The 25729-nt window shown below is 41.2% G+C and carries 21 protein-coding genes and 1 pseudogene; 11 read left to right on the top strand and 11 right to left on the bottom strand.

Going from position 1 to position 25729, the window contains the following annotated elements; genetic code table 11:
• Positions 1-23: 23 nt before the first annotated feature.
• Positions 24-2045 (top strand): TRAP transporter permease, encoded by a 2022-nt coding sequence (locus tag SPD53_RS09845; RefSeq protein WP_336252439.1) that lies wholly within the window; start codon positions 24-26, stop codon positions 2043-2045.
• A 60-nt stretch (positions 2046-2105) separates the two neighbouring features.
• Here SPD53_RS09845 and SPD53_RS09840 read toward each other — a convergent pair whose 3' ends face one another.
• The 10 genes from SPD53_RS09840 to SPD53_RS09795 all read right to left on the bottom strand — a co-directional run bounded on the left by SPD53_RS09840 (position 2106) and on the right by SPD53_RS09795 (position 11884).
• The gene (locus SPD53_RS09840; RefSeq protein WP_336252438.1) at positions 2106-2567 is read right to left on the bottom strand and encodes an SRPBCC family protein; all 462 of its coding nucleotides are present in this window, start codon (positions 2565-2567) and stop codon (positions 2106-2108) included.
• A 139-nt stretch (positions 2568-2706) separates the two neighbouring features.
• The gene (locus SPD53_RS09835; protein ID WP_229782546.1) at positions 2707-2898 is read right to left on the bottom strand and encodes a superinfection immunity protein; all 192 of its coding nucleotides are present in this window, start codon (positions 2896-2898) and stop codon (positions 2707-2709) included.
• Positions 2899-3277: 379 nt separating this feature from the next.
• Positions 3278-4396, bottom strand: a complete 1119-nt coding sequence (ald, locus tag SPD53_RS09830; protein ID WP_336252437.1) for an alanine dehydrogenase — start codon at positions 4394-4396, stop codon at positions 3278-3280.
• 56 nt (positions 4397-4452) lie between these two features.
• Positions 4453-5853 (bottom strand): alanine/glycine:cation symporter family protein, encoded by a 1401-nt coding sequence (locus SPD53_RS09825; RefSeq protein WP_188856091.1) that lies wholly within the window; start codon positions 5851-5853, stop codon positions 4453-4455.
• Between the two features lie 480 nt (positions 5854-6333).
• Positions 6334-6777 carry a hypothetical protein gene (locus SPD53_RS09820; RefSeq protein ID WP_336252436.1) on the bottom strand — a complete coding sequence of 148 codons (444 nt, stop codon included), beginning with the start codon at positions 6775-6777 and terminating at the stop codon, positions 6334-6336.
• A 15-nt stretch (positions 6778-6792) separates the two neighbouring features.
• Positions 6793-8325, bottom strand: a complete 1533-nt coding sequence (locus SPD53_RS09815) for an ABC transporter substrate-binding protein (protein WP_336252435.1) — start codon at positions 8323-8325, stop codon at positions 6793-6795.
• A gap of 34 nt (positions 8326-8359) precedes the next feature.
• The gene (locus SPD53_RS09810) at positions 8360-9151 is read right to left on the bottom strand and encodes an ATP-binding cassette domain-containing protein (RefSeq protein ID WP_336252442.1); all 792 of its coding nucleotides are present in this window, start codon (positions 9149-9151) and stop codon (positions 8360-8362) included.
• Positions 9141-10067 (bottom strand): ABC transporter ATP-binding protein, encoded by a 927-nt coding sequence (locus SPD53_RS09805; RefSeq protein ID WP_336252434.1) that lies wholly within the window; start codon positions 10065-10067, stop codon positions 9141-9143. The genes SPD53_RS09810 and SPD53_RS09805 overlap by 11 nt, the downstream gene beginning before the upstream one ends.
• Positions 10060-10953 (bottom strand): ABC transporter permease, encoded by an 894-nt coding sequence (locus tag SPD53_RS09800; RefSeq protein ID WP_188856064.1) that lies wholly within the window; start codon positions 10951-10953, stop codon positions 10060-10062. The genes SPD53_RS09805 and SPD53_RS09800 overlap by 8 nt, the downstream gene beginning before the upstream one ends.
• Positions 10954-10969: 16 nt before the next feature.
• On the bottom strand, positions 10970-11884 hold the full coding sequence (locus tag SPD53_RS09795; RefSeq protein WP_336252433.1) for an ABC transporter permease: 915 nt from the start codon (positions 11882-11884) through the stop codon (positions 10970-10972).
• A 616-nt stretch (positions 11885-12500) separates the two neighbouring features.
• On the opposite strand from SPD53_RS09795, the gene SPD53_RS09790 reads away from it, so the two are divergent.
• Complete coding sequence (locus SPD53_RS09790) at positions 12501-12908, top strand: MerR family transcriptional regulator (RefSeq protein WP_442946191.1); 408 nt, start codon at positions 12501-12503, stop codon at positions 12906-12908.
• Complete coding sequence (locus SPD53_RS09785) at positions 12895-14412, top strand: class I adenylate-forming enzyme family protein (protein ID WP_336252432.1); 1518 nt, start codon at positions 12895-12897, stop codon at positions 14410-14412. Before SPD53_RS09790 ends, SPD53_RS09785 begins: the two co-directional genes overlap by 14 nt.
• A gap of 173 nt (positions 14413-14585) precedes the next feature.
• On the opposite strand, the gene SPD53_RS09780 is transcribed toward SPD53_RS09785, so the two are convergent.
• A complete protein-coding gene (locus SPD53_RS09780; protein WP_336252431.1) occupies positions 14586-15815 on the bottom strand; it encodes an IS110 family transposase in 1230 nt (409 codons plus the stop codon).
• A 426-nt stretch (positions 15816-16241) separates the two neighbouring features.
• Here SPD53_RS09780 and SPD53_RS09775 point away from each other — a divergent pair, with 426 nt between their 5' ends.
• The 8 genes and pseudogenes from SPD53_RS09775 to SPD53_RS09740 all read left to right on the top strand — a co-directional run bounded on the left by SPD53_RS09775 (position 16242) and on the right by SPD53_RS09740 (position 25633).
• Complete coding sequence (locus SPD53_RS09775; RefSeq protein ID WP_442946190.1) at positions 16242-17945, top strand: acyl-CoA dehydrogenase family protein; 1704 nt, start codon at positions 16242-16244, stop codon at positions 17943-17945.
• Between the two features lie 301 nt (positions 17946-18246).
• The gene (locus tag SPD53_RS09770) at positions 18247-19116 is read left to right on the top strand and encodes a Yip1 family protein (RefSeq protein ID WP_336252429.1); all 870 of its coding nucleotides are present in this window, start codon (positions 18247-18249) and stop codon (positions 19114-19116) included.
• A 309-nt stretch (positions 19117-19425) separates the two neighbouring features.
• On the top strand, positions 19426-19653 hold the full coding sequence (locus SPD53_RS09765; RefSeq protein WP_442946189.1) for a flagellin N-terminal helical domain-containing protein: 228 nt from the start codon (positions 19426-19428) through the stop codon (positions 19651-19653).
• A gap of 253 nt (positions 19654-19906) precedes the next feature.
• Positions 19907-20866 (top strand): annotated as a pseudogene (locus tag SPD53_RS09760) (flagellin); the annotation flags it as partial.
• Between the two features lie 443 nt (positions 20867-21309).
• Positions 21310-21645 (top strand): hypothetical protein, encoded by a 336-nt coding sequence (locus SPD53_RS09755; protein ID WP_336252427.1) that lies wholly within the window; start codon positions 21310-21312, stop codon positions 21643-21645.
• A gap of 1147 nt (positions 21646-22792) precedes the next feature.
• Complete coding sequence (locus SPD53_RS09750) at positions 22793-24118, top strand: Dyp-type peroxidase (RefSeq protein ID WP_336252426.1); 1326 nt, start codon at positions 22793-22795, stop codon at positions 24116-24118.
• Between the two features lie 25 nt (positions 24119-24143).
• Positions 24144-24653: a hypothetical protein gene (locus SPD53_RS09745; protein WP_156857565.1), complete on the top strand. Its 510-nt coding sequence runs from the start codon at positions 24144-24146 to the stop codon at positions 24651-24653.
• 41 nt (positions 24654-24694) lie between these two features.
• On the top strand, positions 24695-25633 hold the full coding sequence (locus SPD53_RS09740) for a catalase family peroxidase (protein WP_336252425.1): 939 nt from the start codon (positions 24695-24697) through the stop codon (positions 25631-25633).
• The last annotated feature ends 96 nt before the right edge of the window (positions 25634-25729 follow it).

The raw sequence follows: 25729 nt of genomic DNA, 5'->3' as shown, positions 1-25729 counted from the left end.
GAATACATAAGGGGGGAATTTTTATGAATAACGAAAAGCAGCCAACAACATCTGTTGAAGTCTCGAATGAGCAAGTCCAGAAAGTATTGGAAAAGTTTGACTTGGAATCGAATGTGCGGAAAGTAAATAATAAGGCAATCTTATGGGGCATATCGCTTCTCGCAATTTCTTTTGCTGTCTTCCATTTATATGTAACATTTAATCCGCTCCCAACACTCTTACAGCGGAATGTCCACTTAATGGGTGGACTTGTTCTCGTATTCCTACTCTATCCGACATTTAAAAAGCAAAATCGCACAAAGATACCATTCTATGATTGGATTCTCGTCGGGCTAAGTGTCGCTTCCTCTGTTTATTTGTTTGTTGTATATCCCGACATTGTCACAACGCGTGGCGGGATTGCGACTACGACAGATATTCTAATGGCGATTATGACTGTCATTTTAGTCTTTGAAGCAGCACGCCGGGTTACGGGATGGATTTTGCCGATTTTGGCCATGTTATTTCTTGTCTATCCCTTCTTCAGCCACCAAGACTGGTTACCACGGATGCTCTTGACAAGGCCATTTGATTTATCCGATATATTTGGTCAGCTTTACATTAAAACAGAAGGCCTTTTTTCAACAGCAATCGGTGCTTCGGTCCAATTTATCTTCCTGTTCATCTTGTTTGGGGCATTTCTTGCAAAGTCAGGGATGGGGCAGTTTTTCAATGATCTTGCTCTTGCACTAGCCGGACATAAACAAGGCGGACCGGCTAAGGTAGCTGTTATCTCAAGTGCCTTTATGGGATCAATTAACGGATCCGCAGTCGGTAACGTCGTTAGTACCGGAGCCTTTACGATTCCGTTAATGAAAAAGATCGGTTATGATAAAAACTTTTCTGGAGCAGTTGAGGCAAGTTCCTCTATTGGTGGACAGATTTTGCCACCAGTTATGGGGGCGAGTGCCTTTATTATGGCGGAAACAACTGGGATATCGTATGGAACGATTGCCCTCGCAGCATTGATCCCAGCGCTATTATTTTTCCTGAGTAGTATTATGCAAGTTCATTACCGGGCAGGACGAGCAAACTTGAGAGGGTTACCGAAAGCAGATCTGCCCGAGTTGAAAAAAGTGCTGAAAAATGGATGGCATTTGCTCATTCCGCTTATATGTTTAATTGCAATGCTGTTCTACGGATTTCCAGTTTCATTTTCAGCCTTTTATACAATTGTAATTACCGTGATTGTATCTTGGTTTAGGAAACATACGAGAATGTCGATTAAAGATATTTTCGAAGCGCTGGAAACGGGAACGAGACAATCCCTATCAACAATTATTGCTTGTGGAGTTGTCGGTGTCGTAATTGGTGTTGTTAACTTAACAAGTTTTGGAGCGACATTGACGTCTGCTATTACTAGCCTTGGTGCAGGTTCACTCATGCTTACGTTAATTCTGACAATGCTTGCTTCCATTGTACTAGGGATGGGCCTCCCTTCCATTCCGGCATATATTATTACCGCGACAATGGCTGCTCCTGCACTTGCGGAATTTGGTATTCCGGTTCTAATCGCTCACCTGTTTGTATTTTATTTTGGTATTTTTGCAAACATTACTCCACCTGTAGCACTCGCTTCCTTTGCCGGGGCAGGACTTGCAGGAGGAGATCCGATGCGAACCGGATTTATCTCCCTCAGACTATCGATAGCAGGATTCATCGTTCCGTTCATTTTTGTTTACGAACCCGCAATGCTTTTGATTAATCCAACTGGATTACCGGTCAATGCAACGGAATTTCCATTTGCCGCAGTAATGGATATCCTAATTGTCACAATCAGTTCGACCATAGCTGTCATTGCAATTAGTGCGGCGGTCGAAGGGTATATTAAAACACATTTAGGTGTCATCACTCGAATCATTCTCGGGGTCGGTTCCTTGCTTTTGATTGTTCCCGAGCTGGTAACTGATATTATTGGTTATGTAATTATATTTGTGATTTATGCTTGGAATTATATAAAAGGAAGAAAAGGACCTGAAGTGGCACTTGAAACGAGATCTGGTTGAATGGATTGCTTCATTAAAAATCCCAAGTTCATTTAAAATGAGCTTGGGATTTTTTGGGGCTTAGTTGTTTTCAAAATAGGTTGCGATTGCCCGTTTCCGGTATTCAAATATGTCTTCCAACATCTTTCGGATAAATAATTGATGTGCTATGTCCCCAAAGATAGAGAACGGCATTGCGTAGTTTACTGTATCACGCATCTCTGTACCATCCGTATTCTGGATCAAGCGGTGCTCGTGCTGCCAATAGCGAAACGGCCCGGAGCGTTGAATATCGATGAACATGCTGCCTTCTTCAATACGGGTAATCTCCGTCTGCCAGTTCATGCGAAGACCTAAGAAAGGTCTGATTTGATAACGGAAAGTCATCCCTTCTTTCAGTTTTTGTGGAAGGGGATGGACTGGTTTAAATGATAAATCACTTGAGGTAATGTTCTCTAATTGAGAAGGGTTGGACAGGAAATCCCACGCTTTTTGTTGGGGAACGGGGAGGTGCTGTGTTGTGGTCAGTGTGTATATTTTCAATTAAAATCCTCCTGTTGCTTTGAATCGTGTCATATTTTAATAAAAAGGAAAAAGCATGAATCACTTTTCATGCTTTTATTCCCGGTTCTTTTATAAAAGTATTCGTATTAGTGCAGTAAAATATTAGCATCTTTTCAGGTTAAACTTTTTTAACAGCCCAAACTAGTGATATGACCCATCCAACCAAGGACCAGCCTAAAAATAGGTTCAATACAAAGATAGATAGGAAGTTTGGTTGATTATTTATCTTAGCTATGATGGTTGGTAAAAAGTAAACTCCTAGAGCAATGACGCCCATTAAGAAAATGAAAAACAGCATGAAAAGCTCCATTATCATCCCTCCCTTTTATACTGATATGATATATCCAGAATGCCATAATTTCTTTACAATCTGGATAGTATTATCTATGTTTTTGCGGAAAAATGAAAAAATTTGTCTGATTTGAATGATACTATTTATTATTATCCATATCAATGTGGATTGTGAGAAAGTTTACACTTCAAACTTCACTAAAAATTATAATCATAGTATGCATGACTCGAATATTTGGTGTGGGAGATAGTCGGAGAAAAGGTTAATTCGTTATACACTAGTATACTTTCTAAAAAAAATAAAAAGACCCTTTCCAAGCTAGGAACAGGTGCCGCCCCCAAAAGTTAGAGTTATAATCTAACTTTTGGAGTAATCACCTGAAAGGTCTTTTCAATCATTATTTATTCAATAATCCAATCGCATCTTCAAATGGCAAGTCGAATGTTTCTGCTACCGCTTGATAGGTTACTTTACCATCTAAAGTGTTCAAACCTTTAAGTAATGAAGGATTATCGAGTAGCGCTTTTTTATATCCTTTATTCGCAATTTGAATCGCATAAGGAACTGTAACGTTTGATAGTGCAATTGTTGCTGTTCTTGGTACGGCACCTGGGATGTTTGCTACGGTGTAATGGATAACCCCATGTTTTGTATAAACAGGATCAGCATGTGTTGTCGCATGGTCACTTGTTTCGAAGTTTCCACCTTGGTCAATTGCAACGTCTACAATGACAGAACCATCTTCCATTTGTTTAATCATATCTTCTGATACAAGCACAGGAGCTTTTGCACCTGGGATGAGCACGGAGCCAACAACAATATCAGAATCAATTACTTCCTGTTCAATGTTTACATCATTGGAAATAAGCACGTTAGCATTATTGCCAAATATTTCGTGGAGCTCGCGCAGACGAGTTGGGTTCAAGTCAAGAATGGAAACTTCTGCACCAAGTCCTACAGCAATTTTCGCAGCATTTGTACCTACTACACCTCCGCCGATGACCGTAACTTTCCCGCGTTTAACACCTGGAACCCCAGCAAGTACAACACCTTTTCCGCCTTGTGTTTTTTCTAAATAATGAGCACCAAGTTGCGTTGCCATTGTACCAGCCACTTCACTCATCGGTGTTAATAATGGTAGTGAGTTATCTGGAAGTTGTACGGTTTCATAAGCTAAAGCAACAACTTTTTTATCGACGAGTTCCCTTGTTAATTCTGGCTCATTTGCTAAGTGTAAGTATGTGAAAAGAATTAGTCCTTCACGGAAGTAGGTATACTCTTCAGGAAGTGGTTCTTTTACCTTCATAACCATATCTTGAGCCCATGCTTCCTCAGCAGAAGATACAATGGTGGCGCCAGCTTTTTCATAATCTTCATCTTTGAAACTTGACCCAAGTCCTGCAGCTGTTTCGATAAATACTTCATGTCCAGCTCTCTTCAAATTAATAACTCCTGTTGGTGTCATGGCAACTCTGTTCTCATTATTTTTAATTTCTTTAGGTATACCGATTCTCATTTTGAATCCCTCTTTCTATTTGTTTTTTATTTTCTATATTACACCTAAAATTAGCGCTATGCATTTTTTTGCAATTGCTCTTTTTCAATTGGATTGGCGAAATAGTTTTCTGTTTGTTGTTTAACTACTTTATACAATAATAATAGACCGATTAAGTTCGGAATAATCATAAGTGCGTTTGCCATATCGGCAAATGCCCAGACCAATTTAAGGTCGGCTACTGAACCAATATATGTAGCTGCTAGAAAAAGAACACCATAGATGCCGACGTATTTTACGCCGAATAAGTATTCAAAGCTTTTTGATCCATAGACATACCAGGCGATAATCGTTGAAAATCCGAAGAAAACAACAGAAATGGAAACGATGTATTCACCGATAACGCCTAGAACAGCTCCAAATGCAGCACTAGTCAAAGCGCCGCCATCAAGATTCGCATTATGCTCGACTCCTGACAATAATCCGCCAGATGGATCCCAGAAACCGGTAATAACGAGTACGAGCCCTGTCATCGAACAAACGATAATCGTAACGATGAATGTACCTGTCATGGCAACAAGGCCTTGTTTGGCCGGATGGCTCGTCTTGGCATTTCCTGCAATCATCGCTACGGTACCCATACCAGCCTCGTTGGAGAATATTCCTTTCGAGACCCCATGCTGGATTGCCTGCGTGACGACAAATCCGGTGAATCCACCAGCCGCTGAAACAGGTGTAAACGCATGGTGGAAAATTAGCCCAAATGCAGGTATGATTTGATCAAAATTCAAGATTAAAATTAACATAGAGCCCGCAATGTATAAAATAGCTAAGACAGGGACGAACACTCCAGCAACATTACTGATTCGTTTTATTCCGCCAAATATAATGAGACCGGTAAGTATAACAAGTAAAACTCCGGTAACCCAGCCCGTTACATGGAAACTATTATCCATTACGTCAGCAATTGTATTTGACTGAACGGCATTACCGGTTCCTAATGCTGCGATTCCCGCAAAAAATGCGAACCCGATGGCTAGTGGCTTCCACTTTTTCCCTAGCCCGCGCTCAATATAGTACATTGGCCCACTGGAATATTCGCCATTTGGATTTTTGACACGGTAGATTTGCGCAAGAACAGCTTCAGCATACTTGGTCGACATTCCAATCAGTCCAACAACCCACATCCAGAAGAGCGCCCCAGGCCCTCCAAGCGTAATGGCTGTTGCAATTCCGGCGATATTCCCATTACCAATCATCCCGGCGAGCGATGTCATCAGAGCTTTGAAGTTACTTACATCCCCTTCAGCTTCTGAATCCTCTTTATCAGGCGTAAATGCTAGTTTGAAAGCATACCATAATTTGGTGAACTGCAGTCCCTTTAACGCAAATGTTAAAAAGAGCCCTGTCCCAACTAGCAGGATCATACTAGGCGCACCCCAGAGGAATGCGTTAATTTTATTTAATACCTCTAACAAAATATTCAACCCCTTCCCCCTGTATTACAATAGATGATGTTAGCGCTATGTTTGTTTGTGGTAAAAATAGCTATATTATGTAATAGCGCTTACAACTCATGTACTTAAAGATTCTACTAGATTGGATTCTAGTAGAAAATGTCGTTAACTGTAATTGTACAGTTAAAATTATTTAGCGTCAACTACTAGTTTTTTTTCGTTAAGTCACTTGGTGGATCTTGTTGTTTTTTGGTGAATTGGAAGGGAAAGGGATCGGGTATTGTTGTGTAATGGAGATGTAAAAACATAAATATGAATCTAGTGAGTAGCTGTATCAGAATGGATAAGAATGTGCAATGGGAGGGATTATGATGCTCCATTTAGAAAAAAGGGGGCTGTTATTGTCCCATTAAAACCAGCTGGTAAATATGTTACCAGCTAGTTTCATCCGAACAATTCTCCTGCAAAAAGTGGGACAAATGCTCTGACCCTCTGTCCCAGTTAGGAAGGGGAGTGGGTTTGGTGTATGATGTCAAATGTTACTTTGGTATTGGTTGTTTTCTTATTTGTAATGTTCCAATTGGGAGAGAGCATTGTTTCAAAATCGGTAAATTCATCTTGTTTCAGTTTAATTCCATGAAATTGATGATCCTCTAACGAATAATCTTTCCCTGACTCCAGAGCAAATTTGATATTTAATAGCCGTTCGATTCCGTAAACGGAAATAAATTTAATCGTGTAGCCAGACTGAATTGCTTGTTCCACTCGCTCGAAATCATCTTTCGCTTTCTTAATAAAGGCTAGATAGTCGAATGAATCATCGACCTGCAAGATCGCATCCAGATCCTCTGTTTTTATTGCGTGAATCAAGTCAGCTTTTTCCATTCCGGATGCAAGTAATGTTTCAATCATGTATGCTTCCATTAATGTGACGGATACTGCCATCGTATTTTCCTCCCCTTATTCATTTAACGTAATTTCATCAATTACATACAACTCATCAAGTCTCGGTGTATAGTTAAGCCGGTCGCTCACACCGTAACGGCCTTCCAATTGGAATAAGTAGACGGCTCCTCTGTCTTCCGCTAATATTTGCTGAACTTGTTGATACTGTTCTGCCCGTTTCTCCTCATTCATGTTATAGGCCGCAGCTTCAAGTAATTCGTCAACTTCTTCGTTCGCATAGCTTGTGACATTTTCTTCTCTAAATAGATCGAGTACACTGCCGTCAAACATGTCATTTCCCCACCCGACGAAGACACCTTCTGCTAAGTCTTCATCGAATAAGCGTTTAGCAAATTGACTTTGTTCGAGTAGTTCTAGATTTGCTGTGATTCCAACATCCTGGAGCATTCCACCAACGACTTCGGCCATCTCTGTATAATAATTGTTAACTGAAATATCTACTGTAATTCCATCTTCGTATCCAGCTTCTGCGAGTAACTCTTTTGCCCGGTCTGGATCGTACTCATACGTATCATAAAGGGACTCATCGGCTCCGAAGTTCCCTGGAGTAACATGGGTCCTTGTCGGTGTTGCTGCACCTAATAAAATTTCATCGATAATGACTTGGTTATCAATGGCAAGATCGATTGCTTCTCGAACCCGTGGATCAGCAGTTGGTGCATCATCTTCTGTTGACAGCCATAGCTGGATGACACGCTGGATTGGTTCCAGACTGACATGGGTTCCCTTATTGTCGTTTATTCGGTCGATATCTGCCGTTGGAATATTAAAGGCAACATCGACTTTATCCGTTAATAGTTCAGCAACCCGGGTCGAGTCTTCTGGTACAACGGTAAATTGAACGCTTTCCCAATTCGGTTCACCCTCGAAGTAATTTGCGAATTTCGTTAGCTCTACATAACTGTCTCGATTCCATTTGGAAAATTTATAAGCACCTGAACCGATCGGATTTTTGAAAAATTCTTCTGATCCTACTTCTTCAAAATAGGCAGCCGGGAAAATACTCGCAGCAACCGTTGATAATCTGCTTAATAACTGCGGATCCGGTTCTTCGGTAATAATCTGTACCGTATAATCATCGATAACCGTTACTTCTTCTATTTTGTTAAAAACGGAATACTGCTGTAACGTATCATCGTTCGCCACTCGTTCCAATGAGAATTTCACGTCTTTTGCTGTAAGGTCGTCTCCGTTATGGAACGTTACGCCTTCTTCCAACGTAAACTCCCAAGTCGTATCATTGACTTGTTCCCAAGCTGTTGCAAGCTCTGGAACGATTTCACCAGCAGCATCTCTTTTTACAAGTTTACTATATATATTTACGAGTACTGCTGAAGTTGTAATGACATTATTGTTTTGTGGATCCAGTGTCGTAATATCTGCAGGATTGGCAAATGTAAGTAATTCATAACCATCGCCTGAGTCTTTATCACTTGTTTCACTTTCCTGATCGGGATCGGAAAAGCCACAAGCAGAAAGTAAAAGTGTGATAGCGATCGTCATGCTGAGCCATTTCAGTTTTTTCATGAAGTAATTCCTCCTATAATTCGTAACAGCTGATTCATCCATCTTCCCTTAATCGCGGGTGGGAGGGAGGAACTGCAGCTAGTAGTGATTTCGTATAATCATGTTGCGGATTCTCAAAAATTTCGTCACGGGTGCCGGTTTCGACGATTTCCCCTTTATACATAATGGCAATCCGATCACTTATTAATCGGACAGCAGGTAAACCGTGCGCAATAAAAATATAAGCAATTCCGTATGTCTTCTGTAGCGAAGATAATAAACGTAAAATTTGCGCCTGTAGCGATACATCAAGAGCGGATACGGCTTCATCACAGACGATTAAATCTGGTTTTAACGCAATCGCCCTGGCAATACTGAGACGTTGTCGTTGTCCGCCACTGAATTGATGCGGATAACGATTAAGATGTTCTTTTTCAAGTCCTACTTCTTGTAAAAGTTTTAAAGCTTGTTCATACCGTTCCCTTTTTGGCATTTTTTCACGAATAAAGAGGGGCTCGGAAACGATATCTTTCGCTTTCATCCGGGGATTTAGCGAACCGTATGGATCTTGGAAAATAATTTGGAGCTTTCTCTTCTCCGCATTGGTTAAACTTGTTATATTTTTTCCGTGAAAAAGGATTTCTCCTTCTGTCGGTTTTTCAAGCTGCATAATCATTTTAGCGATGGTTGATTTACCTGAGCCAGATTCACCGACAATTCCAAGCGTTTCCCCGCATTCTACATGAAAATTCACCCCATCGACCGCTTTTAAGATGGGGCCATCTTTCTGATCGGAAAAATATTTTCTTAATCCCTTTACTTCGAGTAAATGCTCCTCAGCCTTCATCGTCAGCACCTGCCTTTTTACGTACAAAATGGGTGTCACTTATTTTTTGAAAGGGGCCATCCTCTAGTCTCTCAAGTTGTGCAGGATCATCCATAAGTGAATCTATCGTATCTGTATCTGTTTCAAGTGTAGGCATGGCTTTCAATAACCGGATCGTATAAGGATGTTGCGGATTGTCAAACAGTTCAAAGACAGTTGCTTCTTCTACAATCTTCCCTTGGCGCATGACGAGAACCCGATCGGCAATATCGGCGACGACACTTAAATCATGGGTGATAAAAACAACCCCCATCTCATTTTTGCGGTTTAAGTTCTTGATTAATGATAAAATCTGTTTTTGAATAGTAACATCTAGGGCAGTTGTTGGTTCGTCCGCAATGAGAAGTTTCGGCTCATTAGCGATAGCAATCGCAATCATGACCCGCTGCCGCATTCCCCCGGATAATTGATGGGGGAATCGATTTGCAACAGCTTCTGCATTGTTTATTTCCACTTGGCGCAATAAATCAATGCTCTTTTCCTGAATTGCTTTTTTCGATATTTCCGGATGATGGATTTTTAACGCTTCGGCAATTTGTGTCTTGATTCGGAGCATCGGGTTAAGAGATGACATTGGTTCTTGGAAAATCATCGTCATGTCTTTCCCGTTAATTTTGCGCCGTTCGTTTTTTGGTAAGGCGAGCAAGTTTCTTCCCTGAAAATGGATGGCACCACTTGCAACTTCGCCCTCGCTTTTAAGCAATCCCATTATGGCGAGGGATGTCATGCTTTTCCCACTGCCGCTTTCACCAACAATGGCGACGACTTCTCCTTGATTGACATGAAAAGATACGTCATGAACGACGGTTATTTTGTCCTTATCTCTTGCAGGAAACTGTATAACGAGATTGTTAACAGATAGGAGCGGTTCACTCATTTCCTTCCCCTCCTTGTTTTAATCTTGGGTCGAGCACATCGCGGAACCAATCACCGACGAAGGTAATTGCCAAAACGGTGATCGTAATCGCAAGTCCAGGAAATGTCGCAATCCACCAGCTCGTAGCAATATAATTCCGGCCATCATTTAACATTCCGCCCCACGTAATATCGGGTGGCTGCACACCAAGGCCCAAAAAGCTCAAGGAAGACTCCGTTAAAATAGCAGATGCAATCCCGATTGTTGCCACAACAATAAACGATGACACGACATTTGGTAAAATATGCCGCCTAATCAGATACGTGTGAGGCGCTCCAAGCGTATATGCTAATTGGACAAATTCTCGCTGTTTCACACTTAATACTTCGCCACGGACGAGTCTCGTATATTGCGGCCAGCTTGTCAGTCCAATGACAACGATAAGCGTGATGAGTCCTGGTTCAAAAACGACGATGGCAACAAGAACGAGCAGTAATGTTGGAATAGCCAGAATCGCATCAACTACACGCATTAACACATGATCAACCCAAGTTCCGCCGAGGTATCCAGCTAAAAGACCAAGAAGAAGTCCAATAACTCCTGAAATGATTACAGAAAATAATCCTACGAGAAGGGATACACGGCCACCATAGATAAGCCTGCTTAATATATCTCTCCCAACATGGTCTGTACCAAGAAGATAAGTGGTCGATCCGCCATCTACCCAAAAGGGAGGGATGAGGCGCTTTGTTGCATCAATGGCAAACGGGTCATGCGGTACAATCCACGGAGCAAAAATTGCCAAAAGGACAATAATGGTAACGGTAATCGATCCAATGAGTCCTAGAGGTGAAGTAAAGTTGCGTATTTTTGTGAATGTCTTTGTTATTGGGCTGTTTTTACTCATTACACCTCACTCCAAACTACTTGTATTTAATCCGCGGATCGAGGATTCGATAAACGGCATCGGTTAATAAATTAGCCACAATCGTAATTAAGGCAATGATAAAGACAATCGCTTGAACTACCGCCATATCACCCGTTTCAATGGAAGAGAGTAATAATCTCCCTACACCAGGCCAGGAAAAGACAGTTTCCACAACAATAGCCCCGCCAATTAGTTGAGGAAATTGTAATCCAATAATAGTAACAGCAGGTATAAGCGAATTTAAAAATACATGACGTAAAATGACGATTATTTCTTTTTGCCCTTTACTACGGGCCGTCTGGACAAAATCTTGTTCAATTACTTCGAGTACACTACCGCGAATTAGTCGCGTAATTTCAGCTGCAAGTGCAACCCCAAGCGTCACCGCCGGCAAGACGAAATGAATCGGTGATTCCGCACCGGAAACTGGGAAAATCGGGATAATAACCGCAAAGAAGAGAATGAGCATAATCCCAATCCAATAATTCGGCATCGCCTTTCCAACGATCGAAACGCCGGAAATGAGAAAGTCAAGCACCGTATTTCGTTTTAATGCAGCAAAAATACCAAGGGGAATCGATATCACAATTGCAACACCTAAAGCCATCAGGGAGAGGGCGAGTGTTGCCGGAAGCCGTTCCACCACAAGGTCCAGTGCCGGCTCTTGGTATTGTAGCGACTGACCGAAATTCCCTGTTACTAAATCCTTTATGTAATTTACATACTGCACGTAAAAAGGTTCATTTAATCCAAGCGCTTCTTCTAGTACGGCACGGTCTTCCTGTGTTGCATTTTCCGGAAGCATGCTGACGACCGGATCACCCGCAACATAAACAAGTCCAAAGACAATCAACGTTAGAATAAATAGTGTCGGAACAATTTGCAGGAACGAACGTTTTATAAAAGCCAAGCAATCACCACCTCTAAATCGAATACTGCGTTAAAAAAATCCCATCAGTATATATTAATGATTAATTATAAAATACACTACTAAAATGCTTTCTGGAGTCCTTCATTTGTTGAGTATATAAATCAAATATATTTACTGGGGATTTAAAAGTCAAGAATTGGGATTCCAATTCGTGGACTTCATTGAAAAATGTTGAAAGTGGGACAGTTGCTGCCTATCTGTCCCATTAGTTCTAATCATTTTTTATTTCATGATTATTAACGAATGAAAACGAAATAAAAAGTGCGCGTTCTCGAGTTAGTTTAGAAGTAGGATGAACATATAATTAAAAGGAAGGTATGCTATCCAAGTGACGAATTTTTTCGAATGACGACGGGATATTTTCTGATGAATAGGATTTTATTGTTGCAATTCTGTTTTCAGGTGAGAGCTAGAGCGGATGGATTGCAATATTTTTATCTGCTTTAGGTTTTTTTATTCCCATAAGTTCCAGGCACCCGCATTCTCAAAATGGGACAAATGCTCTGACCCTCTGTCCCGAAATTCCTTCTTGCTCTTTACGTTAACGTCAATGTTACACTATAATTGTAAGAAAATTAAATTAAAGGTGATGGCTATGAAGACAGCAAAGACCTATTCGATTGCAGAGCTGGCTGAAGAGTTTGGTATAACGACTAGAGCAATTCGTTACTATGAAGAGCTCGGTCTATTAAAACCAGAAAGAACAGAAGCTGGACAGCGGATATTTTCTAGCAAAGAGAGAGGTAGGCTGAAGCTCATCTTCCGGGGAAAACGATATGGTTTCCAGTTAGATGAGATTCGTGAAATGATCCAGCTGTTTGACCTCGATCGGACAGGCAGAAAGCAACTCGAGCGGACAATCGAATATGGGAAGGGAAAGATCGAGGAGGTGACCGAACGGATAGAGGAATTACTGCGAATACGTTCAGAGATGGAGCAGTTGCTTGAGGAGTTTCAAACTAAATTAAATGAGTTGGAGCGTGAAAAAAATGAATATCCCTAACCTGTTAGCCGTTATGTCAAGGAAGTATCCGAATCATGAAGGAATTGTAACGCCCTCAGAAAGGGTCACTTACAGTGAATGGAATGAAGCTGTTAATCGGTTCGCTCATAGTCTCGAAGATTTGGGTGTTAAAAAAGGTGATAAAGTTGCCTTGCAAATGCCAAATACGAAAGAGTTTCTGATTGCTTATGTTGCCGTTCAGCGCATTGGAGCTCTCAGTGTTCCGATTAATGCAAGGTTGATTGGACAAGAAGTCATGTATATTTTAGACGACAGCGATGCTTCCGTATTTATCACCCATGAGCTTATATTCGAGCAAGTCCGTCATTTACCAGAACAATCTTCAGAGATTAAGTTCATCAAAACTGGATCTGCGGAAAGGGCTTGGCTTTCCTTGGAAGACCTGCTAGCGAGCGGTTCAACTACAGAAATCAAATGCAGTCTCACAGAAGATGATGATGCTTCCATCCTTTATACATCCGGAACAACCGGCAATCCGAAAGGTGTCCTTTTCACGTACCGCAGTATCCTTACGGTCGCAGTTACGATTTGTGTAGAAATGGAGTTAAAGCCAGAAAGCCGTATACTTCATATGATGCCACTTAGCCACTCTGCACCACTGCATCTATTCATGGTAGCAGGTCTTTATGTTGGAGCAACTCATGTTGTTGTACCAACCTTTACACCGGATTTGTTGCTTGGAACAGTTTCCCGAGAAAAAACGACCCATTTTTTCGGAGCACCGATTGCTTATCTAACAACCTGTAAACATCCAGAAATTGAAAACTATGACCTTTCCTCTATGAAATATTGGATCTATGGAGCTGCGCCGCTTTCCAAGGAAGAAGTCATACTTATAAAAAATCAATTTGCTACCGACCGATTAATCTGCGTGTATGGGTTAACAGAAGCTGGACCAAATGGGACGTTACTAGGCTTCGATGATCATGAGGAAAAGGCCGGAAGTATCGGAAATCGCGCGGCGCTTAATTGTGAAATCCGTCTGGTTGATGAAAATGGTAAAGACACGGTACCCGGTGAGGTTGGTGAAATTATCCTGCGTGGTGAAGGAAATATGAAAGGATACTATAAAAATGAGGAAGAAACGAAGGCTGTGCTGAAAGACGGCTGGCTCTATACTGGCGACATGGCGCGACAAGATAAGGATGGCTTCTATTGGATGATTGACAGGAAGAAAGACATTATCATCTCTGGTGGTGTAAATATTTATCCGAAAGAAATCGAAAATCTTCTTCTCACACACCCACTTATCTCGGATGTTGCCGTGATCGGTACTCCGAACCCGGACTGGGGTGAAACGGTGAAGGCTTATGTCGTGATTGATGGAAAAGTAGAAAATCTAAAAGAAGAATGCAAGAAATTTTTGCAAGGTAAAATTGCAGATTACAAGATTCCAAAACTCTATGAAGCATTAGAAGAGCTTCCGCGGAATGCGACCGGTAAGCTACAGAAACAGCAGTTAAGGAAGCAGGTTACAGAGTAAGAGCAAAGTTACAGCAAGACTTGTGGTAATAAGTCAAGAGAAAATCCATAAAAAATAAAGCTGATCATGGACTTTCAAAGGAAAAAAAGGCGCACTGAACTAAACCCACGCCGATATAGGAACGGTCGTTCGGGTTGATTAAAAGGATTCAAAAGCAGTTATTTGCTTTTGAGTTACACGCTCCTTTTTGGCGTGTAGAGTTGGTGATTGCGTAGTAGCACATCCACCAAACGCACTAATTTTCTTGCAGTCATGACAAGGGCTCTTTTGTGTTGGAATTTCGGAACTTCTTTATACTTCTTTAAATAAAATTCACGATAAACGGGTTCATTTCGTTGGACCGAGTTGGCAGCTTCAACTAAGTAATAACGAAGATACTGATTTCCCGACATGACTCGTGGTGTTCGTTCCGATTCGTAGTCACCTGATTGCGATTTTTTCCAGAATAGACCGGCGTATTTGGCTATCTGCGCTTGTGTTTCAAATCGATCAATTTGACCGATTTCAGCGATAATACCTGCCGCGTAAACCGAACCAATACCCGGTATACTTTTCAAACATTGTCCTTCTGGAATAACGTCAAATAGGGATTCGATCCCTTTGTCTAACTCTTTGACCTGTTTTTTCAGTGTTTGAATCAGTTTGGCATAGGTGGCCAATACAATGTCAATCGAGTCCTGTACAACTTTGCCTAAACGATAGGAGTCACGAATCGCCTTTTGGATGGATTTCGCTACTTTATCCGGCTGACGAAAGCGACCTTTTCCTCTCTCTTGGAGGAATTCAGCCAGCTCTTCCAGCTCCATATGAGCGATATCATCCAAGGATAAGGATTCGGCAAACAACTCCATCATGGTCGAACCAAAAACAGAAGTATCTACTTCATTGGTCAATGTATTGCACTTATAATAGAGATTTTCAAGGAAATGCTGCTTACACTCGGTCAATTGTTGAATGACTTGATAACGAGAACGTGTTAGACGCTGAAGGGCAACATACTTTTCTTCCTTGATAATCGTTTTATTATAGCGTCCAAACCGAAGAAAATCGGCAATCCGAAACGCATCGATCTTATCGGTTGGTTTATCTTCTTCAAATAAGCCTTTAAACCGATGGATTGCCTTTGGATTTTGAACAACCACTTCCACCCCAATCTGTTTTAAATCCGCATCGTTATCTAAGAGATGCGCAGGGTGAAAGCTATACACAGATGTGGATTCCATGCCGACAATAATTTTTTCGTAATGGAATTGCCCATTATAAGCTAAGATGTTTTCTTTAATCTGGTTCGCTCCATGGATATCGTTTGGAAAAGTTGTTTCTTTTAAACGTGTGTCTTCACTATCCAGAAAACATACATCGAGTTTTTTAGAGCTTACATCAATACCTACAAATAAATTCACGGAAAGGACCTCCTTTCATTTGATTTTGGAATAAGCTTGGATACTGCGGGATATCCCTAGAATCAATGGTGTGGCAACAGCCTCGCGTATGAGTATTCAAAAGGTGCATCTCTAAAAGCTGCCCCAATGTCCACTAACATTGGTATAGAAATGCGCCGATACAGCTTGTGTGTTTGCAGTACAACCATTGTCTGGGTCACAGTCTTTCATCGTAGTCGAACTACAGGAGAATACAGCATATTCCCAGTTGGATCCATTCCAATTTCTATTATCCAGGGATATCCCCCAGTATCCAAGCCAAAGGTATTGAGTAATTTATTACCACATTTTCTTGGTGAAAAAGAACTAATAATTACTTTGAAAGTGATGCATTTATTTAGTTATCAAAGAGCAAATTTTGTTCTTAAATATACTATACGAGGAGGATTGAATGTGTTGGATATAAAGAAAAAAGTAAACAAAGAAAATTTTTATAAAGGTGACCCAAATCTCCGGCGACTGTTACAGAATTCTCTCTCTGATGACTTTTTTCAGTGGGCGGATGAAGAATTGGAAAAATACGGAGAGCTCTGCGCGGGACCGATTGATGAGAGAGCGATTCACACGGATAGAGAAGGAGAGCCCAAGCTCATTCGCTACGACCAGATGGGGAATGAAGTGTCGCGTGTCTGGTTGAACGAGGGATATAAGCAATCAGTGAAAGAGACATACAATACAGGTATTGTCGGTTACGTTCATAAGGAAATTCCAGCCTTTGGGCAGAAAGGGAATTACGTTTATTCTTATGCGCAGAAATATTTGCTATCCCACACAGAACCTGGTCTTGCCTGTCCCGTGACGCTGACAAAAGCAACAGCTTATTTGATTGACCATTATGCATCCGATGAACTAAGGGAAAAGTATTTGCCGCATGTTCTTTCAACGGGGGATGTTGAGTTATATGAAGGTGCGACATTGCTTACAGAAAGGCAGGGTGGTTCGGATGTCGGTGCGAATGAAGTATCTGCTGTGAAGGAAGGGGATAGTTACCGGATAAGTGGTGAAAAGTATTTTGCAAGTAATGCCGGCGCTTGCGGTGTTGCAATGGTATTAGCCCGTATTGACGGGGCCGAGAAGGGAACGAAGGGATTAAGTTTGTTCCTTGTGCCCTGGGAAGAAAATCGGGCTGCAGGAAACTTGCGAATTCGCAGGTTGAAAGACAAGCTCGGTGTTCGGGCGGTGCCGTCTGCCGAAGTTGAATTTGAACACGCAGTTGGTTATCTTGTTGGGGAAGAAACAAAAGGATTTTATTATATGATAGAAGCACTGAATTTGTCTCGTGTTTCGAATGCAGTTGCTTCACTGGGAATTATGCGCCGTGCTTATTTGGAAGCTCGTAATTATGCTAAGCAGCGATCGGCATTTGGTAAAAGGCTCATCGAATATCCGATGATACAAGCGACACTTAGTAAAATGGTTGCCAAGCAGGAAGTAGAGATGAATGCGATGTTCCATATAATTGAGCTAATGGATAAGGTTATGGGGAAGGATACGAAACATACAGCAACGGATAGGGAAAAAACATTATTCCGGTTATATGTGGCGGTTATGAAAAAGGAAACGGCGGAGCAGGCTGTTCACTTTGCCCATGAAGCGATTGAGATGCATGGCGGGAATGGTTACATTGAGGATTTTGTGACACCGAGATTGCTACGGGATTCCCAAGTCTTAACAGTTTGGGAAGGGACGGCAAATATTTTGGGGCTTGAAGTGTTACGGTTGATGGAGAAATATGAGGTTGAGCGAGTATTTGTCGAGGAGATGCGGGAGAGACTTTGGGATATTAAGGCATCTCGGGAAATGGATTTAGTGCGTGATTGGGTGGACTTATTAATGGAAGAGATAAGACAGTTTGAGAAGCGGGTAGCGGAGATTAGGAAGATGGCTTATGAGTTGAAGACTTATTATGCGAAGGATATTGCGAAGTGGGTTGCAGAGTTATTTGAGAGTGTTATTGCAGTTGAAGAAAGTGTAAAAGATAGTAGGCAGTCTAGCATTGCTATCGTTTATCTGGAAAACGTTTGGAAGAAGGATGATTTCCAGCTTGAACCGGCAAATTTATTCCAGTTTGAAGAGATTTGTCTGAATTAAAACGGCAATCTATACGTGAAAAAACAGCTCCGAGAAAACTAAAATAGATCCTAGATAATAGAGGGCGACTGACTGTTTTTTATTAGTGTCTATTATCTAGGGTTCATTTTATATACAAGGTTCGGAGCTATTTTTATTAAAAAAATGCTTTAAATTAGAAAGAACTTTGCTATAATCAATTGAGATAGTCTAAAAGACTTATATGTTTCTTTTCTAGGGTTATAAAACTACTTTCCTTTACATAAAATCATCAAGGCAAGTGTACGAAAGGAATAGTTAATATTATAAAGGAGAATGTACAATGTTAGTCTGTCCAAGTTGTAACCATCAGCAGGAGGCTGGGAAGTTCTGCGGTGTATGTGGCGCAGCGATGCAGTCACAAAACGATGTTGATAACTCGAATCAGCAATCTAGAAGAGGGGAGGAGCCGTCCCAAGCGAATACTACGGAAGGGAATGCACAAGTAGAGCAACAAACAACAGCAAAGTCGAATCCAGCCGCGGCAACGATAGAAGGAAATGCACAACCAACAGCAGATGCGGTTAAAGAAGGGTTAAATCATTACTGGTCTTATTTTTTACATTTATTAAAAAACCCGGCACGGGCATTTCAATCCGGTGAAAAGCAATTAACGAACAGCTTGATCAACATCGGTCTATATGCCTTATTTTTCTCATTGAGCATTTATTTTCTTGGGAACTCCTTATTTAAATCATTTGGTGGGAGCTGGATGAGCGAATCACTTCCATTCTTCAGAATTGTCCCAAGGCTCTTTTTCTTTGCGCTTATATTAATTGCGATTACGTTCGGAAGTGCTCTTGCAATGACGAAACTCGCGAAAAATCAGGACTCATTTAAAAAAATTATCGCCGAGTATGGCTCGATCTATGTTCCGTTCGTTGCATTAAATTTAGTCGCCGTGCTCGGTGGACTGATTGGTTCTTATCAATTAACATTCTTTACGCTCGTTATTTCACTAGTAATGATATTTTCATATGTTCCTGTCTTATATGTTTATCAGAAAGCTTCCGAGGTCAACCCAAATGGACAAAAAATATACTTTAGTCTCGCAACGGTTCTATTAATCAGCTTTATCTGTTTCCTGCTTGCTGATGCGGTCTTAATGGACTTTATCAGTCAAATCGAAGACCTAACATCTTATGGGTGGTAAGAAAATTGAAAAGCAGCTCATGATTGCAATGCAAATGTTGCTGTTGTGATCTGTTTTTTGTAGAAAAAATTTTACTGAAAAAGTATTAAACAATTCGAAAGTCCTGCCGATATAAATAATAGAACAGCGGGAAAGATACATAGCTATGGCCATTCATCCTGTAAATAGGAGGAAATTTCGGCTGTGAATCGTTTCTGAGTGTTCTAATCAAATAGGTAGTAATTCCACAGGACGTGGAATTATTATAGATCAGCAAGATCACATGGATGTGGCTTGCTAGAAAACAAAATACATGGAGGTAGATTGAACATGATTATCAATCACAATATTTCAGCTCTTAATGCACATCGCCAATTAGGAACTAACCAGAACGCAGTACAAGGATCTTTGGAGAAACTTTCTTCAGGTCTGAAAATCAACAAAGCCGGAGATGACGCTGCAGGTCTAGCAATCTCTGAGAAAATGCGTGGGCAGATTCGTGGATTAGAAATGGCGACTAAAAACGCCCAAGACGGTAAACGAGAAATGCCGCACTAAGCAGCAATGTTTAGTTGATAACTCCGTGAATTCGGTGGAACCCCAAACCATATGAAGGATGGTGGGCAATACCGAGCCAAGCCTAATGAATTGGTAATAAGTAGTTGGGAAGGTGTAACGACCAGGTGGTGAGGAACCATACCAATAACCCACCCACGAGCGCGGGGCATCCTTAAAGGGATGAAGATATGGTCTGAACTTTATGGAAACATAAAGAAGTAGCGGATAAACAGCCACTACGATAACAAATTTGATTTCTCTAATCCAAACAGCAGAAGGTGCACTCAACGAAACACATGCAATTCTTCAAAGAATGCGTGAACTTGCGAATCAAGCTTCAAACGATACAAATAACGAAGCCGATCGTGGCGAACTACAAAAAGAAATTGACCAACTTGCAAATGCTTTAAATGATATTTCAAATGATACAGAGTTCAACACGAAAACTTTACTAGACGGAAGCTTGCAAAATGTTACTTTCCATGTTGGTGCAAATGAAGGACAGAACTTGAAAGTTTCAATTAACGATATGAGTGGTACAAAATTAAATGTTGCTGAGACTTATAAAAAAGATGATTTAACTTATAAAGTAGCAACTGATGATGTTAAATACACGGCAGTAACAACTCCTGGGGAAAATCCTGGCGACGATGATGTTCATACGATTACTGATGGTGATGGTTTCACAGCCACTTGGCAAGCAGCAGACACTTCGGATGAAGACCCAGCTAATCATACTGTAGCCGGATATTATAAAGATGGCGAATTAGTTCTAGCAGCAGATTCAGCACTTACGGATGGTGAAACTGGTACAATCAAAGGAGATGAAGCAGGTTACTATAATGATGCTGGTCGACTAGTATTAGCATCAGAAGAGGATTCTTTGGTAGATGGTGCTACAGTTACAGTAGGTATAAACATCACTGATCAAAAAAGCGCAGATGGTGCAATTACAACAATCCAATCTGCAATTGATACAGTTTCTGCAGAACGTTCTAAACTCGGTGCAGTACAAAACCGACTTCAACATACTATTAACAACCTAGGTACATCAGCAGAAAACTTAACTGCTGCAGAATCACGTATCCGTGACGTTGATATGGCGAAAGAAATGATGGAGTTCACTAAGAACAACATCCTTTCACAAGCGGCACAATCTATGTTAGCTCAATCTCAACAAATGCCTCAAGGAGTATTACAACTCTTACAGTAATTGTTGAGAAGGGCGTCTAATCTGGTAACGGATTAGAGTACCACTGGGTGAATTGCTGGAACTTCCTAAAGTGTTTTGTACCACAACGTAGCTGGAAACGGCAGACGTGAAGGTTTGAAAAACAAAACAATGAAACAATGGATAATCAGCAGCCAAGCGCCTAAGGTGAAAACCCGGCGAAGGTTCAACGACTAGAATGCACTGCCTAATGGTTAAATCTTATGGCAATGAGATTCGTAGAGTGATTGCAATCAATCATTCGAAGTGCCCAGCCCCTTATGAATATAAGGGTGAAGATATAGTCTATTCTATGATCGAAAGGCATAGCGGCGAAGCAAGCCAACCAACAACCACAAGGTGTTTTACAATTATTACAGTAATTCTAGAATTGAGAGACTCTGGCTTTGGCTGGGGTCTCAATTTTATTAATTAAGGAGATAGGAATGGACATAAAACGAGTATTACTTCAAGATTTTATTTATGATATCTGTATTTTGATTGATAATGGTTTTGATATAGAAATAGAGGAAATTAATTTTCTTATTGAAAGTAAGAAAATTAAAAATTACTTTAAGAATAAATATTCATTCGAAGTGGTTGGAGTTCCATTACAAGGCTATCAATTTTCTGATGAGGATTGGGGCATACTACAAGATTTATTGGAAGAAGTCCACAATGCATATGGCAATAAAAGGTTTGGTATAATAAAGAGAGGTTTACCATATCTTATTGTTTTAGCAAATACTAATTTAAGAAGTTTATTAACCAAGGACTATTAAAAATCTATTCTGTAAATGAAATTTAAGATTAAAAAGTTAAGTGAAAGCTTTTTAATGGGGCTCTGGAGTCCATGGATGCTCTAATACGATAATGTGGCAGAGTACTTACTTTTTTAGCCTAATATATCAAAGTGCGTGTTGACAGTGCCTAATTATTCGAAACTCTTATAGTAATAATCATTCCGTCAATATTATAAAGCAGCAGCAAAATATGATAGCGGTTTCAGATGAAAAATGGTAATATTAACCTAGCAACTACATAAGTAGGATGGGCGGTGACCATTTCCCTGAGAAGGGAGGTGGTAAGATGGTGACATATCTAGAATTAATTAAATTATTAATTGATTTTGGAAGTTTCATTGTAGTATCGTTAGGAACAATCGTAGCGATAATTGCGATTATTGTCACCAATAAAAAATAAGTAACCGCCCTCCCGAGCCATAGGATAAGGCGGTTACTTATTCACTTGATTAATAGGTCACCGTAAATCTTACGGCATGTAGTTGCAATAGATCGGGTGTTGACGCACCTGAGCTTTTATTATTATATGTCTTTCTTAAGATTAGTATACCTTGTTTTGAAATGTCTTTCAATAAATAAATAGTATTTTAAAATGAAAGGGCATTACATTTCTGTTTCGAATGAGGTTATACACTAATTAACTTTGGTATTTTTTTGTAATGTCGTTAGCAACTATTATACAAAATTACATTAGTTCGTAATTGGTCAAGGAACCTGATCCACCGTCCTAAACCCTTTCCTTAAAAATATTCTTCAAATCTATGTTCAGCTTAGGAAAAATTCCAGTAGTTACGCTCTCCTTCTGCTCATAAATCCCTGCTTGATGTATCCCACAGTTCATAAACTTCAACAAACATATTAGCGGTCAACAATTCAGTATTCTTTTACTCCCACTTTCTCATAACTGTTGAATTTATTCCAGCGATCAATACGGACAGTTGATTGGGAGAACACTTCAATTATGTTTTTTTGAAATAAATTACACTAAGAACTCCTATCTTTTGATACAGACCACTCACTCTTTCTTTTGTTTTAAAATAAATATTCAAGGGCATTCAGGGGCATACTTAAGACATAGCGAAAAAGTAGGCTTTATCGCGCTAAATTAACGACGAGGAGAAGATCTATGGCGAGTCTTGACTATGATGACATACAAGGAATCCTACTGCAGGAGCGCCCTGAAAAGTATGTTGGTATGTATTTACTCTTACAAATAGATGATCCAAAGAGCGGACGTAGTGTTCTAAAAAAACTCCTTCCTGAAATCACCTCTGCCAATCGTTGGGAAAAACCATCGGATGGGGCTTGGGTTAATGGTGCCTTGACCTATAAAGGTCTGGAAAAGCTCGGTGTTCCAAAAGAGTCTTTGGAAAGTTTTCCGGCTGAATTCAGGGAAGGCATGTCTTCACGAGCTGAAAAGCTGGGAGATTACAACGAAAGTGCACCCGAAAACTGGGAAGATTATTTTGAAGAAGAACGGTTGCATTTAGCGATTGCTATTTTCTCACCCGATGAGGAGCGGTTGAAGGAAGCTCTGGACCGTGCGAGAAAGGTATACGATGAGTTGGATGGAATTACGCTGCTGTACGAACTTAGCGTCAGTTCACCGGAAAATGGGCTGTCCCATATGGGGTTTACGGAGGGGATCAGCAACCCGGCAATTGAAGGAAATGAGCTGCATCCGCCATTAAAAGGTGAGACCCCTCTCAAGGCGGGAGAATTCATCATCGGAAAAGAAAATGAAAAAGGGAATATCGAGGAGGGTCCGACTCCGAACATACTTGGGAATAATGGCAGTTATATGGCGCTGCGGAAAATTCATTTGCGGGTCGCGGCCTTTCGCTCGTACTTGCACGAAAAAGGAGAAACTGATGAAGAGCGTGAATTACTTGCGGCAAAAATGGTCGGCAGGTGGCCAAGCGGAACTCCTCTTTCCTTGTCACCGGATAAGGACGATCCAAAACTTGCACTGGACGAGAATGTACGGAATGATTTCCTGTACAAAGACGATCCGAAAGGGCTCAAATGCCCTTTGAGCTCCCATGTTAGAAGAGCTAATCCGCGGGATAGCCTGGAGGACTCAATTGCAGATGTAAATATTCATCGTCTGCTCCGGCGCTCTACCATGTATGGTCCGCCCCTTCCTGAAGGTGAGCTTGCAGACGATGGGGAAGATAGAGGACTAATCTTTGCAGGGATTTGCACCTCGCTCTCCCGCCAATATGAATTCATCAAATCAACCTGGCTGAATGACGGCAATTTCATTGAACTGTCTGAAGAAGACCCTATTACAGGCAACAAAGCCGGTGAAGGTATGTATACCATCCCGGAGGAGCCATTCCGTAAAAGAATGCACGGAATTCCTGCTTTCTCTGTAACAAAAGGAGGATCATATTTCTTTATTCCCAGTATTTCTGCATTAAAATGGATTTCTGAGTTGGGTGAAAAATAATTTATTATTTCGGAGGTTAACAACAATGACAAATGAAAACAACGAGAACAAACAAAATCAAGCAATTGAGATGGAAACTGCAGGTCGGGTCGGCTTGCGACTGGGTAAAGTCTCAGAACTGACCGTCATCGCTCCTTTGAAAGAAGGCGGTGCTGAACGTCTGCGAAAAAAACTTTCAAATAATCCGGACCAAATGGAAGTTATGGCCCGAATAGCAACTGTTCATGACATGCGCTGGGTGATTTTTGATGATGACAAGCGGTTGTTGTTCGCGACCGCCTATGATGGTGACTGGGATGCTTATATTGACGATTTCGGCACGAAGATTCCGGAGCTACTCGACCATTTCTTTTCGGAAGTTGTAGATTATCCGGGAATCAATGATCCGACAATCAAAGACTTTATTGCCAAGCATCAAGTGACTGCTACTGGCTGGTATTGTGCGTACCCTAACTCTACTGTACGTGACATTTGGCGCGGCGAACGCAGTTTGAAAGCCTTCAACGACCTGATTGATGCCGTGCAGGGTTATTAAGACCACCTTGACAGCTAAAGTATATAAAAGAGGAGATCCCCATGACTAATCACAAACAGAAACCATTAACCGAAGATGCCATCGATACGCTTGAAAAAATAGCGGGTACATTCCCTTCGGCTCGCCGGGCGCATGCAAAAGGACAAGTGTATGACGCGAAGTTTGTACCGAATGGAAATGCCGTGCCCTATACGACGGCACCCCATCTACAGAAAGAAGAAGTGTCCGCAACTGTCCGTTTTTCAAACAGCTCCACGAATCCGACGGCAGCCGACATTCTGTCCCCAGTAAAAGGGATGGCCGTTAAATTCAACTTGCCGGATGGCGGGCACAATGATTTGATCGGTGTATCGATTCCACTCTTCCCTGCTGAGAGTCCGGAAGATTTTATCGAAATGATTAAAATACTGACCGATGATAAAACGGGCATTGGAATAGTAGACAAAGGGATTGCACTTAAAAATCTGCTTACTCGCTACCCAGACAGTAAGGAAGCTCTGCTGAAAGTGAAGGAACTTAAAGATCATCCGCCTGCCAGTTTTTCGGAACTGTCCTATTATCCGCTGCACGCTTTCTACTTTGTAAATAAAGAAGGAAAGAAGCAGCCAATCCGGTACGAGTGGCATCCGATACTCGATAAGCATACACTCACCAGCAGAGAAGCTAAGGAGACATCCCATGATTACTTGATGGAAGAACTGGATGATCGACTGACAAGAGGCCCCATCTCATTTGATTTGATCATTCAGCTGGGTGAGGAGGGGGATCCAATTGATGATCCTTCGAAGTCTTGGCCAGAAGCAAGGACGAAAATTTCAATCGGACGGCTTTCCGTAATCAGCAAACAGACTGGAACACCAGAGAGTCTATTGTTTGATCCCACCGTTGTAAGTTCTGGAATTGAGCTTTCCGGCGACCCATTCCTGAATTTCCGTCATGAAGCGTACGCCGTCTCTCTCGACCGACGGACTAACGGCTGATTTAGATTGCACGGTTAATGGCCTGATCACAAGATAAAAACGAGCCACCACTTTATTTGAAAGTGGCAGCTCGTTTTTTATGCTGTTTCAGACTGA

This window comes from Oceanobacillus sp. MO10714A, from assembly GCF_037072045.1.
Taxonomy (GTDB): Bacteria; Bacillota; Bacilli; order Bacillales; family Amphibacillaceae; genus Oceanobacillus; species Oceanobacillus indicireducens.
This window is presented reverse-complemented; position numbering and strand designations above follow the sequence as displayed.